The organism is Chitinibacter sp. ZOR0017, from assembly GCF_000799095.1.
GTDB lineage: Bacteria > Pseudomonadota > Gammaproteobacteria > Burkholderiales > Chitinibacteraceae > Chitinibacter > Chitinibacter tainanensis.
This window is the reverse complement of the sequence record NZ_JTLG01000008.1, coordinates 1-12,309: the sequence shown is the minus strand read 5'-3', so window position 1 is coordinate 12,309 and position 12,309 is coordinate 1. Positions and strand designations below refer to the sequence as shown.

At 55.9% G+C, this 12,309-nt stretch carries 12 protein-coding genes; 10 read left to right on the top strand and 2 right to left on the bottom strand.

Annotation, left to right across the window (positions count from 1 at the left end):
* Positions 1 to 49: 49 nt before the first annotated feature.
* Positions 50 to 1,024 (bottom strand): TauD/TfdA family dioxygenase, encoded by a 975-nt coding sequence (locus L991_RS02170; protein WP_081986441.1) that lies wholly within the window; start codon positions 1,022 to 1,024, stop codon positions 50 to 52.
* 393 nt (positions 1,025 to 1,417) lie between these two features.
* On the opposite strand from L991_RS02170, the gene L991_RS02165 reads away from it, so the two are divergent.
* The 9 genes from L991_RS02165 to L991_RS02125 all read left to right on the top strand — a co-directional run bounded on the left by L991_RS02165 (position 1,418) and on the right by L991_RS02125 (position 10,773).
* Positions 1,418 to 2,809: a hypothetical protein gene (locus L991_RS02165; protein ID WP_047391733.1), complete on the top strand. Its 1,392-nt coding sequence runs from the start codon at positions 1,418 to 1,420 to the stop codon at positions 2,807 to 2,809.
* 34 nt (positions 2,810 to 2,843) lie between these two features.
* Positions 2,844 to 3,914, top strand: coding sequence for an ABC transporter substrate-binding protein (locus tag L991_RS02160; protein ID WP_047391732.1), 1,071 nt, complete (start codon positions 2,844 to 2,846; stop codon positions 3,912 to 3,914).
* Positions 3,914 to 5,161 (top strand): MFS transporter, encoded by a 1,248-nt coding sequence (locus L991_RS02155; protein WP_052190515.1) that lies wholly within the window; start codon positions 3,914 to 3,916, stop codon positions 5,159 to 5,161. The genes L991_RS02160 and L991_RS02155 overlap by 1 nt, the downstream gene beginning before the upstream one ends.
* Positions 5,158 to 6,003 (top strand): ABC transporter permease, encoded by an 846-nt coding sequence (locus L991_RS02150; RefSeq protein ID WP_081986437.1) that lies wholly within the window; start codon positions 5,158 to 5,160, stop codon positions 6,001 to 6,003. Before L991_RS02155 ends, L991_RS02150 begins: the two co-directional genes overlap by 4 nt.
* 18 nt (positions 6,004 to 6,021) lie before the next feature.
* Positions 6,022 to 6,810: an ABC transporter permease gene (locus L991_RS02145; protein WP_047391725.1), complete on the top strand. Its 789-nt coding sequence runs from the start codon at positions 6,022 to 6,024 to the stop codon at positions 6,808 to 6,810.
* A 69-nt stretch (positions 6,811 to 6,879) separates the two neighbouring features.
* Positions 6,880 to 7,698: an ABC transporter ATP-binding protein gene (locus L991_RS02140; RefSeq protein WP_052190514.1), complete on the top strand. Its 819-nt coding sequence runs from the start codon at positions 6,880 to 6,882 to the stop codon at positions 7,696 to 7,698.
* A 6-nt stretch (positions 7,699 to 7,704) separates the two neighbouring features.
* The gene (locus L991_RS02135) at positions 7,705 to 9,318 is read left to right on the top strand and encodes an arylsulfatase (RefSeq protein WP_047391722.1); all 1,614 of its coding nucleotides are present in this window, start codon (positions 7,705 to 7,707) and stop codon (positions 9,316 to 9,318) included.
* Positions 9,319 to 9,329: 11 nt separating this feature from the next.
* Positions 9,330 to 10,139, top strand: a complete 810-nt coding sequence (locus L991_RS02130; RefSeq protein ID WP_034619168.1) for a class I SAM-dependent methyltransferase — start codon at positions 9,330 to 9,332, stop codon at positions 10,137 to 10,139.
* A gap of 16 nt (positions 10,140 to 10,155) precedes the next feature.
* Positions 10,156 to 10,773: a glutathione S-transferase C-terminal domain-containing protein gene (locus tag L991_RS02125; RefSeq protein ID WP_047391719.1), complete on the top strand. Its 618-nt coding sequence runs from the start codon at positions 10,156 to 10,158 to the stop codon at positions 10,771 to 10,773.
* 177 nt (positions 10,774 to 10,950) lie between these two features.
* On the opposite strand, the gene L991_RS02120 is transcribed toward L991_RS02125, so the two are convergent.
* On the bottom strand, positions 10,951 to 11,370 hold the full coding sequence (locus L991_RS02120) for a hypothetical protein (RefSeq protein ID WP_047391716.1): 420 nt from the start codon (positions 11,368 to 11,370) through the stop codon (positions 10,951 to 10,953).
* Positions 11,371 to 11,487: 117 nt separating this feature from the next.
* On the opposite strand from L991_RS02120, the gene L991_RS02115 reads away from it, so the two are divergent.
* Positions 11,488 to 12,264, top strand: coding sequence for a TSUP family transporter (locus L991_RS02115; RefSeq protein ID WP_047391713.1), 777 nt, complete (start codon positions 11,488 to 11,490; stop codon positions 12,262 to 12,264).
* Positions 12,265 to 12,309: the final 45 nt, after the last annotated feature.

Below are 12,309 nucleotides of genomic sequence, written 5' to 3'. Positions count from 1 at the left end.
TTACTCCTCGTTGGGGTGGCCTGCTTAGCCAGCTCCCCCGGCGCCAGGATTAGAATGGACGACTACCCGCTAGGCTGACCCGCTTTAATACGCGGCGCTCAGTTTCGGGAAACGCCGTCCGCGAGTGCAATGTCGCCTGGTTATCCCAGTACACGATGTCACCCAAAGCCCAGCGATGCTCATAGCGGTATTTATCTTGCTGAATATGGGCCCGTAAGCGCGCAATCAGCGCCTCGGCTTCAGCCTGATCGATGCCAAGAATTTCTGACTCGGTATGGGTCGACAAAAACAGTACTTTCTTGGCACTGTCAGGATGAGTGCGCACCAGCGGATGCGGGAAACCCGGGCCAAGGATTGGCCGGGCTGGGCTGCGATATTTCGGATATTCCGCCTCAAGCCCTTCCGCTTTACGCTGGGCATTAAGCACATGGCGCAAGAATGGGTTGTAGGTAATGTGTTGCAAGCCTTCCAATTGAGCTTTGGTGGCTTCGTCCAGATCCAGATAGGCTTGATGAATGTTGTACCACGAGGTATCACCCCCGACTGATGGCAGCTCAACGGCATACAGCAATGACCCTGCCGATGGGATCGGGGTCCATTGATGGTCGGCATGCGGGGTTAACTCGCCATTACCGGTATAACCGCCATCGACATTCGCCACGCGTACTACATCCGGCGCTTTACCAGCGGTGTTGGAGGCCAATACGGGCACATCTTCTGGAGGCACAAAGACCGAACCAAAATACGTGGCAAAGCGCAGTAAGGCCGAGTCATCGAGCTCTTGGCGCTTAAAGATCAGAATAAAGTGCTCATGCAGCGCCTTTTTCAAGCGCAAGATAGTGCTTGGATGTTGCGGCTGGTTGGCATCGATCCCCGTCACCGTTGCGCCCAAGGCGCCGTCAACCGGCGTGATTACGATATCGGCCGGGTTTTGCCATTGCACAGTCGCGGTAACCGGCCCCTGTGGCAATAGCGCACGCGAAACATCATTGGTCAGGTTTTTTACATCAGCCAGATTGGTCATACGGAATTCTCCTTGGTGAGTGACTAGTCGCATTCAGCAGAATCCATGCCAGAGCGCTCAAGCCTTTTATTCCAAAGGTTTCCGCTGTTATTAACCGCGTAACTGCTGTGTTTTGCGCTGCGCTACGCAGCAAACTGCTGCGATATCACCACCCACCCAAAACCGGCGCCAACCCGCCTTATTTCGCCCCATCTGACTGCACTGTTGATTTTTCAACAGATTGCTGACAGCGCGCAGCGGCCGCTGTTGCGTTCTGCTCAGTTATAACTGTTTTTTCTATAAAAACACGCTGGCACACATTTTGCTCATATCAAATCGCCAGCGCATCGTGCAGGGAGTGCGATGCCCCGAAATTGGCTGACCTCATTCGGAAATGAAACGGAGAACAAACAGATGATCAAAAGACTGACCCCCATCGCGGCCAGCCTACTGCTGCTGAGCACCATGGCCCATGCGGCCGATGCCGATGCCCTACAAAAGCAGATCAATGAATTGCAAAAAAGCCTCGAAGCCCTGCAGGCCCAGGTGAAAGAGCAAGCGGCGGCCAAAGCCAGTGGCGAAGCCGCCACCGAATACGCCACCAAGGATGAGCTGCAAGGTCTGACGGCTGACTTGGAAAACTACAAATACCAAGTTCAGCGTGATCAAGACACCAAAACCGCCAAATCTACGCGTGCGCTGGTCGTGGGCGGCACCGTACAAGCTCGGGCCGGCTATAACAGTCTGGCTACTAATAATGCGGTGACTGACAACCGCAAAACCAGCTTTGATATCCCTACCGCGGTGCTGACCTTTACCGGTAATGCGTATAAAGATTACGACGAAGGTCGCAATCTGACTTATGCCCTGCGCTTTGGTTACTCACCCCAAAGTACCGCCACCCAGCTGCTGGATACCAGTAACTTCAACTTGCTGGATGCCAACCTGACCTATCAAATTTTACCGACCATCTCACCTGACACCGGCCGTCTGGCCGTCACCTTTGGCCAGCAGCTGGTGCCATTCGGCCTAGAGGCGGCCGCCACCGAAGATTTGAAACCGGTCATCAATAACGCGCAGTTTGTAGGCCGCTTGGGCTTTGGCCAGCGGCAGATCGGGATTGGCTTAAGCGGCGACCTGTGGCCCGAGGTGGATTACGGCTACAACTACCGCGCCCCGGTATTCCAATACATCGTGGGTCTAGTTAACGGTAATGGCCCGAATAAATCGGACAACAACGACCACAAAGACTTTATTGGTCGGGTGGCCTTCACCGCGCCAGCAGAATACAACTCATGGCTGCGCCAGCTGACCATCGGCGCCTCGGTGTACCTGGGCAAACAGAATCTGGCCATTGGTGCAGACCGTGTAGGCCAAGGCGCGAAAGATCGCTATGGCATTGATGTTAGCTACAACCATCACCCATTTGGCTTCACTTATGAGTTTGTGAAAGGGACTGATGGCACGGTCAGCGGCACCAAAGCCAAACCTGTCTTTGGCGAGCTGAAAAGCCAGGCCCACACCGCCACCTTCTTCTACAACTTTGGCGAGCAATTCGTTAAAGGCTATCGCGCACAGGGTCGCTACGACGACTGGTGGCCCGTGTCATACCAGCCCTTTGTCCGCTACGACAGCTTTGACCCCAATACCAGCAAGCAGAACGACAAGGTCAATATCACCACAGCGGGTCTGAATATTTTCTTCGCCGAAACGACCAAGTTCCAGCTCAACTACAACCGCCGCGACGATCAGGCCACCAAGGTGAAATCGAACGAGTGGCTCGCCCAATTCCAATACGGCTTCTAAGCCTTGCACGCCCCCGAACACTGAGAGATACACGATGAAAAATAAAATTTTTGCACTAAGCACCCTGACCCTCGCCCTGATCGCAGCCAGCCCGGCTTGGGCTGACCCAGCCAAAGTCATCCGTATTGGGGTGGCCACCGTCGGCACTGGTGGCAAACCGGTCTTTGGTGGCTCTTCCGCAGCCACGGCCGCGACACGCGGCCTGATTGAAGAAGAATTCAAAAAAGACGGCATCAAGGTGGAATGGAATTACTTCAAAGGTGCCGGCCCAGCAGTAAATGAAGCACTGGCCAACAAGCTGCTGGATTTTGCATGGCAAGGTGACTTACCCGCGATTGTGGCCAAAGCCAGTGGCTTGAAAACCAAAATCTTGCTCGCGAACGGCACGCTGGGCACCACCTATCTCGCGGTCCCCGCAGATTCACCAGCGAAAAAGCTGGAAGACCTGAAAGGCAAAAAAGTAGCCCTCTTTAAAGGCACCAATGGCCAGCTGGTAGTGAATAAGGTGCTCGATCAATACGGCCTCACCGAAAAAGACTTCAAGCTGATCAATATGGATACGGCGACCACGCAAGCGGCAATCGCCACCAAGGATGTCGATGGCGCATGGTTTGGCTATGACGTTTTCCAATTGGTAGATCGCGGTGTGGCAAAAGTGATTTGGTCGAATAAAGAAGGTCCATTATCACTTACCCGCCAAACGCATTTCCTGGTGACCGAAGACTTTGAAAAGGCCAATCCGGAAATCACCCAGCGGGTAGTGAATGTGCTGGTCCGCACGGCCGCGGATATTTCCAAACCGGAAAATGCCGAGAAAGTGCTGCAAGAATGGTCCAAGTCAGGTGTGCCGTATGCGTCATTCAAGAAAGACTACAACGGTGGCGCTGATATCAAACGCCGCTCTAGCCCGCTGCTGGATGAGTTTTTCTACAACCACTACAAAGATGCCGTACAGGCCTCTTTGAAATTCAAGCTGATTCGCAAGGATTTCGACGTCAATCAGTGGTTTGAGCCCAAATACCTGAATCAGGCCCTGAAAGAGCAAAAGCTGGAGAACTTCTGGACTGCTTACGACGCCAAGGGCAACCCCAAAGGCGGTAAGTAATGACAGCTGGCACCGAGCAGACCGCCGCGGTGCCAGCGGTTTCGGCCCGCTGGTTTCTGCTGAATTTCGTGGCGCTCTCTTTACTGGCCGGGGTCGGGGTGGGGATTGCCAAGGTGAGCACTGCGCTCTATGCCTTGCATCTGCACGCCAGCAATGCCGAGATCGGCCTGATCAGCGCGGCGCAGATGGTGGGCATGCTGTTTATGAGTATCCCGGTCGGTTTGCTGCTGGATCAGGTGGGTGCCATGAAGATGTATTTCAGCGGCACGCTGATTGCGGCCCTGCTGTATTGCCTGACGCCCAGCATTGGCGAAGCGTGGTTTTTGCTGCTGTGCACGGCGCTGGTGAGCTTTTGCATGCCCTGCCGTTTTATTGCCCTGAATGCCGTGTTTATGCAGCAACTGAATCAGGTCGGTGAAACCAAAGCCGGCTGGTTTCGTGGCTGCCACATGATCGGCATGTTTTTACTGGGGCCCGCTATTGCCACCGCCTTGATTGCTGCTTTGCCCTTTGGCTGGGTGTATCAGCTGATTGGCATCAGCTTTGTCCTCACTTTGCTGATCGCGCCACGGGTGCTGCGTATTTATCAACCCAAAGCCGTCAGCCACCAAGGTGGCGCCATCTGGCCGCGGGTGCGCAGCCAATTTGGCCTGCTGCGCCGGCATCGCGCCTTGCAGCAATGTGGCGCGATTGAGGTGTTGGTCAACAGCAGCATGATGTTTTACACCGCCTTCATCGTCGCGATTGCGGTCCGTGATTTTGGCCTATCGGCCAGTGCCGCCGCCAGCCTGATCACCAGTCAGGGCTTGAGCTTTATCTTGGCGCTGATGCTGCTGGGTGGCGTAGCGCAAAAGCTGGGACGGCGGGCCGTGTATCGGCTGGGCTTTAGCGGCGGTGCGCTGAGTTTATGTCTGCTAGGCCTCGCCCCCTGGGGCGCTGCGCTGTGGGTGGGCGGCTTACTGCTTGGGCTGGCTCTGGGCTGGCTACAGGCGGCGAATATGACCCGGGTAGCTCAACTGGGTGAGGACCTTGGGCAAGGCCAAGTGGCCGGATTAATGGCCCTCATTGGCCCCTTGGGTGGTTTTAGCGGCACGGTGATAGGCGGGCTATTTGGCCAGCTGATTCATCTGCAATGGTTGTTTTTGTTTTTTGCCGGCTGTTTTGTGCTGGCGGCGGGCTTCAGTTTGCGCCCTGCAGCCAGCACAGAGACGGAGCACGAACTTAATTATCAAGGAGTATCGCAATGAGCACAGCGATTACATTAAATCAGAGCGATATACCCGCCGAGGTATCCGCCAAACGCCCGAGCCAGTGGCGACAAAAAACGGCGCAAAAACTGCAGCAAATTTTGTGGGCATTGGTCTTGCCGCTGCTCGTTCTGGGCTTATGGCAAATCACCAGCGCTCACGAATGGGTATCCCCACAAATCCTGCCACCGCCCTCTTTGGTGTGGCAAACCCTGACCGAGCTGTGGCAAAGCGGCGATCTGACCAGCAATTTGCAAATCAGTGTCGAGCGCGTGGCCTATGGCTTTGGGGTGGGCACAGTGGTGGGCTTGCTGCTGGGCACCTTGATGGGGCTATCGAAAACGGTGGAAGCGTATTTATTCCCCACCTTTAAAGCCCTGAGCCAGATTCCGGCGCTGGGCTGGATTCCGCTGCTGATTATGGTGGTGGGCATTGGTGAATCCATGAAGATTTTGGTGATTGCCAAAGCGGCACTGGTGCCGGTCACGGTCAATACCCTGCAAGGTATCCGCAATATCCCACCCCAGTTTGCCGAGGTGGCGAAGGTTTATCGCTTTAACACCCGCCAATTACTGGCCAAGGTGGTAATCCCAGCGGCCTTGCCCTCGTTGTTTACCGGTATTCGCTATGGCCTCACCCATGCCTGGCTGGCACTGGTGACTGTTGAGCTCTTGGCCTCAAGTGAAGGCATTGGCTTTTTGATGGTCTGGGGCCGGCAGTTGTTCCAGCTGGATCTGGTACTGGCCACGGTGGTGATCATTGGCGCAGTGGGTTTGTTAATCGACCAGTCGCTGCAATGGCTGGAAACCCATTTTCTGAAATGGCGTCGCGTTGCGTTTTAAGTTTGAGTGAGGTGTGTGATGTCTGCATTTAAAACCCGTTTACAGGCGCTGGGCCAGCGTGATTTTCGCGGGCTCGTCCTGCCGTTGGGGCTGATCCTGGCTTGGTATTTGATCAGTAAATTTAATCTGGCCAACAGCGCGATTCTGGCTTCACCGTATGAAGTCTGGAAAGAAGGCTATGGCCAGATCAGCAGCGGGGCATTTGCCCTTGATCTGGTCTATAGCGTATCCCGCAATCTGGGTGGCTTTGTGGTGGGGGGCACTGCCGGGCTGGTTTTGGGTAGTTTGCTGGGCGTATCTCGCTGGGCCGATCGCCTGATTAGCCCGAGCTTTAACACCATCAAGTCGATTGCCATTTTTGCCTGGATTCCACTGATTTCGGTGTGGTTTGGCATGGGCGAGCCGGCCAAGATCATTTTCATCGCGATTGCGGCCTTTTATCCCACCACGATCAATACCTACGAAGGCATCCGCAGCGTGCATCGCGATCATGTTGAGGTGGCGCGGGTGTTTGAATTCAGCCGCTGGCAGCTGTTTCGCAAAGTGATTTTGCCGTCGGCTTCGCCGCAAATCATTACCGGCATCCAACTGGCGCTGATTTATAGCTGGCTGGCCACGATTGGCGCCGAGTATTTCCTCAAATCCGGCCACGGGATTGCCAACTCGATGATTGATGGCCGCGAGCATTTCAATATGGGCTCGGTGCTGTTTGGTGTGGTGGTGGTCGGCGTAGTGGGCGCCATCGTCAACCAACTGGCTTTCAAATTAGAAAAACACCTGCTGGGCTGGCGTAACCGTACCGCCTGATTGGCGCCGTACGCCCCTTGCTGAATCCGCATTGGCTTTGAAACTTTGCATTGAATAAGGAATAACCTCATGAGCGCCTTGGGCACCCTCGATTTTAAAAACGTCAAAAAACAATATCACGTAAAAGGCGAAACGCTGGACGTGCTGGATGGTATTAATCTGCACATCAAACCCGGTGAATTTGTCAGCATTGTGGGTAGCTCCGGTTGCGGCAAATCGACCCTGCTGCGCCTGGCGATCGGTCTGGATGATGATTATCAGGGCGATATTTTGCTCGATGGCGCCCGCATCAAGGGCACCAGCCTCAAGCGCGGGATTGTATTTCAAGAGCACCGGCTCTTTCCTTGGCTCACGGTCGAGCAAAACGTTGGCCTGGCTTTGGAAAACTCAACGCTCAGCAGCAGTGAACGGGCAAAAACCATTGCCGAACATCTGGAATTGGTGGGCCTGAAAGGCTTTGAGAAAGCCTACCCGTATCAACTTTCGGGCGGGATGAGCCAACGGGTGGCCATCGCCCGCGGGCTGGTGAATCGCCCGGAAATCCTGCTACTGGATGAGCCATTTGGCGCGCTGGATGCCTTGACCCGCGCCAATCTGCAAAACGAATTGCAACGCATTTGGCAAACCGAAGGCATCACCATGATTTTGGTGACGCATGACGTGGAAGAGGCAGTCCTGCTCGGCGATCGGGTGGTGATCATGGAGCCGCGTCCGGGCCGGATTAAACGCACGGTCGAGGTAGATGTCCCGCATCCGCGCCAGCGCGCTGATTTGCGGCTGGCCGCCATTAAAGACGATGTGCTCAGCGAATTTGGCCATGAGCATGACACCGCCCTGCAGCCCGCAGCGGAAGGCTTCGGTTTTAAAGATTATCTGTTTGCGTGGTGATATAGCGTGGCTCAACAACCGAACTTTTTACTGATTGTGGCCGATGACCTAGGCTTTTCGGATCTGGGGGCTTTTGGCAGCGAAATTAGCACCCCGAATCTGGATGCCTTGGCGCTGGCCGGCGTGCGCTTTACCGATTTTCATGCCGCCTCGGCATGCTCGCCCACCCGGGCGATGATCCTGAGTGGCACCGATCATCACCTGGCAGGCTTGGGTACTTTCGCCGAGATCCTCACGCCCGCCCATGCGGGCCAGCCTGGCTATGAAGGCTATTTAAATGACCGCATTGCGCCCTTGCCGCAAATTTTGCACGATGCCGGTTACTACACCATCATGTCAGGCAAATGGCATCTAGGGAAAACGCTGGATCGCACCCCGGCGGCACGCGGGTTTGAGCGCTCGTTTGCGCTGCTGCCAGGGGCGGCAAATCATTATGGATTTGAGGCGCCGATAGGCGAGGAAGAGATTCCGCGCCTCCTGAAAAGCACCCGCGGCTTATATGCCGAAGACGGCGCTTTTGTCGACACGCTGCCCGATGATTATTACTCCAGCGATTACTTCACTGACAAACTGCTGCAGTATTTCGCCGAAGCCCCCGACGAGCGCCCGTTTTTCGCCTATCTGCCCTACTCGGCCCCACACTGGCCCTTGCAGGCGCCTGATGAGCTGATCGCCAAATATGCCGATTACTACCACGCGGGCCCTGAGGCCTTGCGCCAGGAGCGGCTCAGCCGACTCAAAGCGCTGGGCTTAGTCGATGCAGGCGTTGAAGCGCATCCGGTGGTGGCCAGCAATGCCGAATGGGAAGCCTTAAGCCAAGAAGAGCGCGCGATCTCGGCACGCACCATGGCCGTGTATGCCGCGATGGTTGAGCGGATGGACTGGAATATTGGCCGCGTGATTGCCCAGCTCAAAGCCACAGGACAGTTTGACAATACCGTCATTCTCTTTTTGTCGGATAACGGCGCCGAAGGTGCACTGCTGGAAGCACTACCGGCGTTTGGCCCCAATCTGGCCCAAGTCATCGCCGACTATTACGACAACAGCCTTGAAAATATCGGCCGCGGTAATTCGTATGTCTGGTATGGCCCACGCTGGGCACAAGCCGGTACGGCACCTGCTCGGCTGTACAAGGCCTTTACCACTGAGGGTGGCATCCGTGTACCGGCGCTGCTGCATTATCCGCCGCTGGCACGGCAAGGCGAAATCTCTCACCGTTTTGCCACCGTGATGGACATCACGCCGACCTTGCTGTCACTCGCAGGCGTGAATCACCCACATCCCGTCTTTCATGGCCGCGACGTACTGCCGCTGCGCGGGCGCTCGCTGCAAGCCTATCTGCAAGGCGAGCAAGATCATATTCACCCGCACAATCAGGTCACAGGCTGGGAGCTCTTTGGGCGCAAAGCCATCCGCCGTGGCGACTGGAAGGCCGTGTTTATTCCCGAGCCGCACGGGCCTTCGCGCTGGCAACTCTACGACCTGAGCACCGATAAAGCCGAACTGTATGACCTTGCCGAGGCCCGGCCCGATATCTTGAACCAGTTGCTGACCGACTGGCGCGACTATGTGGCCGAAACTGGCGTACTTGAAAACATACCCACCCCCCCTTTACTTTGAGAGGTCACGGAATGTCTAACCTACAGCTTGATACCCAGCAGCTGGCTGAGCAGTATGATCAGATCAGTGATCTGCAATATGAGCATGGCCAGCATTTGCTGGCGGCCTTGCAACTGAAACCCGATGCCCGCCTGCTCGATATTGGCACCGGCACCGGGCGCCTCGCCGCCCTCGCAGCGCAGCGCTATATCCACCGCCATGGCCAGGTCGTGGGGATCGATCCGCTGCCTTTACGCATCGACATCGCCCGCCAGCGGGCCAGTAGCCTGCAGCTCGCGCATTTAGATTTCAGCGTGGGTCGGGCAGAAAATCTGCGCCAGTTTGCCGATGCCCAATTTGATGCCGTGCTCCTCAATAGCGTCTATCACTGGCTGCCAGATAAAGATCAAGCCCTGGCCGAAGCTTTTCGCGTACTCAAACCCGGAGGCCGGATTGCCATCAGCACGGCGTCGCGCGAAAGGCCGCACGATATCCAGCAATTGGTTCAGCGCAGTGTGGCCAAGCTCAATTTGCGCCGCAATGCCGAAGTGGGGAGTACGCCTTTCCGGGTTAGCCATGCTCAGCTCGCCAGTCAGCTGGAAGGGGCCGGTTTCATCATCGAAGAAATTCTGCTGCGCCGTTTTGCGGATCTATTCCCCAATGCCGAGGCAGTGATTGACTTCAGTAATGCCAGCTCGTTTGGCAATTTCCTCAGTGAGTTCCTGCCGGATATCCGCAGCGAAATCCTGCGTGAATTACGCACCGAGCTCAGCACACGCCAACAGCTTAGCGGCGTACGCCTGCACCGTTATCTGCATTTTGCCGTAGCCATCAAACCCTAAACCAAGGAAGACTGACATGCCTAAATTATTCATTGCCGCTGGCGCTTGCTCGTTTGGCACCCATGTGGTGGCGCGAGAACTGCAACTGCCGATCGAGATCGTCAAAGTGCCGTTGCGCACGCCGGATTCACCGATTCACCACATCAATCCGCTTGGTCGCGTACCCGCCTTGCAGCTGGATAATGGTGAAGTGATTACCGAAAACAGCGCCATCCTGCCCTTTCTGGCCGATCAGACCAGTGACCATCAGCTCTTCGCCCCGGTTGGCAGTAGCGAAAGAGCCAAGATTCAATCGTGGATCGGTTATCTCAGTAGCGAGTTGCATGTGGGGGCGTTCCGCCCCTTCAACCGACCCGAGCGCTATTTAGCGGATAGCGAGCAGCATCCAGCCATCAAGGCGCAGGCGCGCACCCAAATCGAGAGCGCCTTGCAGCATCTGGAAAAACATCTGCAAGATGGCCCGTATCTGGTCGGCCAGCGCTTTACGATTGCCGATGCCTATCTGGGGGTGTTTCTCGGCTGGATCAGTCGCTTTAACGATTTGCTCAGCCAATATCCGGGACTGCAGCGCGCCTATACGCAGTTTACCCAGCGCCCGAGCGTGCAGCAGAGCCTGGCCTTTGAACAGGCCTAAAGCGGCGGTAAGTCAATCCTCGCCCATGCACTAACAGCCCGCCCGGTGCGGGCTGTTAGTGCTGGTGTGTGGAGGTTTGTGGAGGTTTGGGAAGGGCGATTTGATAATCAGGACCATCGGCAAAGTGCGCGGCCAGAAGTGTTACCAGAAGCGCTACTGATCTAACCGCCTTGGCGGCTAGATCACATAGTCATCCACATCGGGACCAAGGATCTGATAGCCATGCTCATGCAGCAGTCGATAGGCCTGATCCAGTTGCCGGCTAACACGGCGCAATCGTGGTTTTTCGAGCGGAATATGGTTCACCGGTAATTGGTGCCGCTGCAGCCATGCGCGGACCAAGGCAATGCCTTTATCACCCAAACCCGGCACGGCCAATAATTTGCGATAACTAAGTTTGGCGATTTGATGAGGCAAGAGCACATCTTGCTGGGTAAACGACAGCAGCGCATTGACTTGCCGACGGGTTAGCGGCGCATAATCATCCAGCGCCGGCACGCTGTGGCTGAGCGTTGCCGCGGGGTCACCGTCTGCGGCCGGGCGTTGAGGGCCAGTTTTGTCAGCCCCCGTAGCCATGAAAGACTCTGTCAGCGACATTGAGCCATTCCTTTGCGCTAAGCGCATGTATTTCGTCAGTTGCCGGCATTATCGCCGAGCCAAAATAAAAACATTAAGAATATATATTCATTTCAATATAACCATAAGAAATAAAAAATGAGCTTAAGTTTGACACTGGCCAGCCAGCTGATCCCGCTCTCCTTTATGGCCGGCTTAATAGATGCGGCCATTGGGGGTGGCGGCCTGATTTTATTGCCAGCCTTGTTCACCGCCCTACCCAAAGAGCTACCACTGCATCTCTTAGGCACCAATAAAATGACCGCGATTTGGGGCACTTTGCTCGCGACCCGGCAATACCTGCGGCAAGTAAAGGTGCCACTGCAGCGCACCCTGCTGCTGGCCAGCACGGCGGCCTTGGGAAGTTTGCTGGGGGCACATTCGATCGGCTTATTCCCTGCGGCACTATTGCGTCCCGTCGTGGCGGTGCTGCTGCTGGCGATTTTGCTCTATACCTTGCGCAAACCCGAGCTGGGCCAGCGTGACCAAACCCTAGCCACCCCAAGGCCGATGGCAGCGGGGCTGCTATTTGGGATTGGGATTGGCTTTTACGATGGTTTCTTTGGGCCGGGCACCGGGGCCTTCTTGCTGTTCTGGCTGGTGCGTTATGAAGGGCAGCAATTTTTGCGGGCGGCGGCGATGGCCAAAGTGGTGAATCTAAGCACCAATGCGGCGGCCTTACTGATTTTCGTACCGCAGCAAGCCGTCTTGTGGGGCTTAGCCTTCCCGTTGGCCGTGGCCAATTTGCTCGGTAGCTGGGTGGGCACACGGCTGGTACTGCGCTTTGGCAATCGCTTAATCCGCCATTTATTTATCGCTTTGGCGAGCGGGCTGCTCATCCGGTTAGCGTGGCAAATTTTCGCCGACTGGCGCTAGCCCTCTTCAGCCCAGCCCAGCCCAGCCCAGCCCAGCCCAGCCCAG

What these genes read in the sequence shown, in the direction of transcription:
- L991_RS02170 (WP_081986441.1), bottom strand. Translation starts at nt 1,024, where the DNA reads ATGACCAATCTGGCTGATGTAAAAAACCTGACCAATGATGTTTCGCGT.
- L991_RS02165 (WP_047391733.1), top strand. Translation starts at nt 1,418, where the DNA reads ATGATCAAAAGACTGACCCCCATCGCGGCCAGCCTACTGCTGCTGAGC.
- L991_RS02160 (WP_047391732.1), top strand. Translation starts at nt 2,844, where the DNA reads ATGAAAAATAAAATTTTTGCACTAAGCACCCTGACCCTCGCCCTGATC.
- L991_RS02155 (WP_052190515.1), top strand. Translation starts at nt 3,914, where the DNA reads ATGACAGCTGGCACCGAGCAGACCGCCGCGGTGCCAGCGGTTTCGGCC.
- L991_RS02150 (WP_081986437.1), top strand. Translation starts at nt 5,158, where the DNA reads ATGAGCACAGCGATTACATTAAATCAGAGCGATATACCCGCCGAGGTA.
- L991_RS02145 (WP_047391725.1), top strand. Translation starts at nt 6,022, where the DNA reads ATGTCTGCATTTAAAACCCGTTTACAGGCGCTGGGCCAGCGTGATTTT.
- L991_RS02140 (WP_052190514.1), top strand. Translation starts at nt 6,880, where the DNA reads ATGAGCGCCTTGGGCACCCTCGATTTTAAAAACGTCAAAAAACAATAT.
- L991_RS02130 (WP_034619168.1), top strand. Translation starts at nt 9,330, where the DNA reads ATGTCTAACCTACAGCTTGATACCCAGCAGCTGGCTGAGCAGTATGAT.
- L991_RS02125 (WP_047391719.1), top strand. Translation starts at nt 10,156, where the DNA reads ATGCCTAAATTATTCATTGCCGCTGGCGCTTGCTCGTTTGGCACCCAT.
- L991_RS02120 (WP_047391716.1), bottom strand. Translation starts at nt 11,370, where the DNA reads ATGTCGCTGACAGAGTCTTTCATGGCTACGGGGGCTGACAAAACTGGC.
- L991_RS02115 (WP_047391713.1), top strand. Translation starts at nt 11,488, where the DNA reads ATGAGCTTAAGTTTGACACTGGCCAGCCAGCTGATCCCGCTCTCCTTT.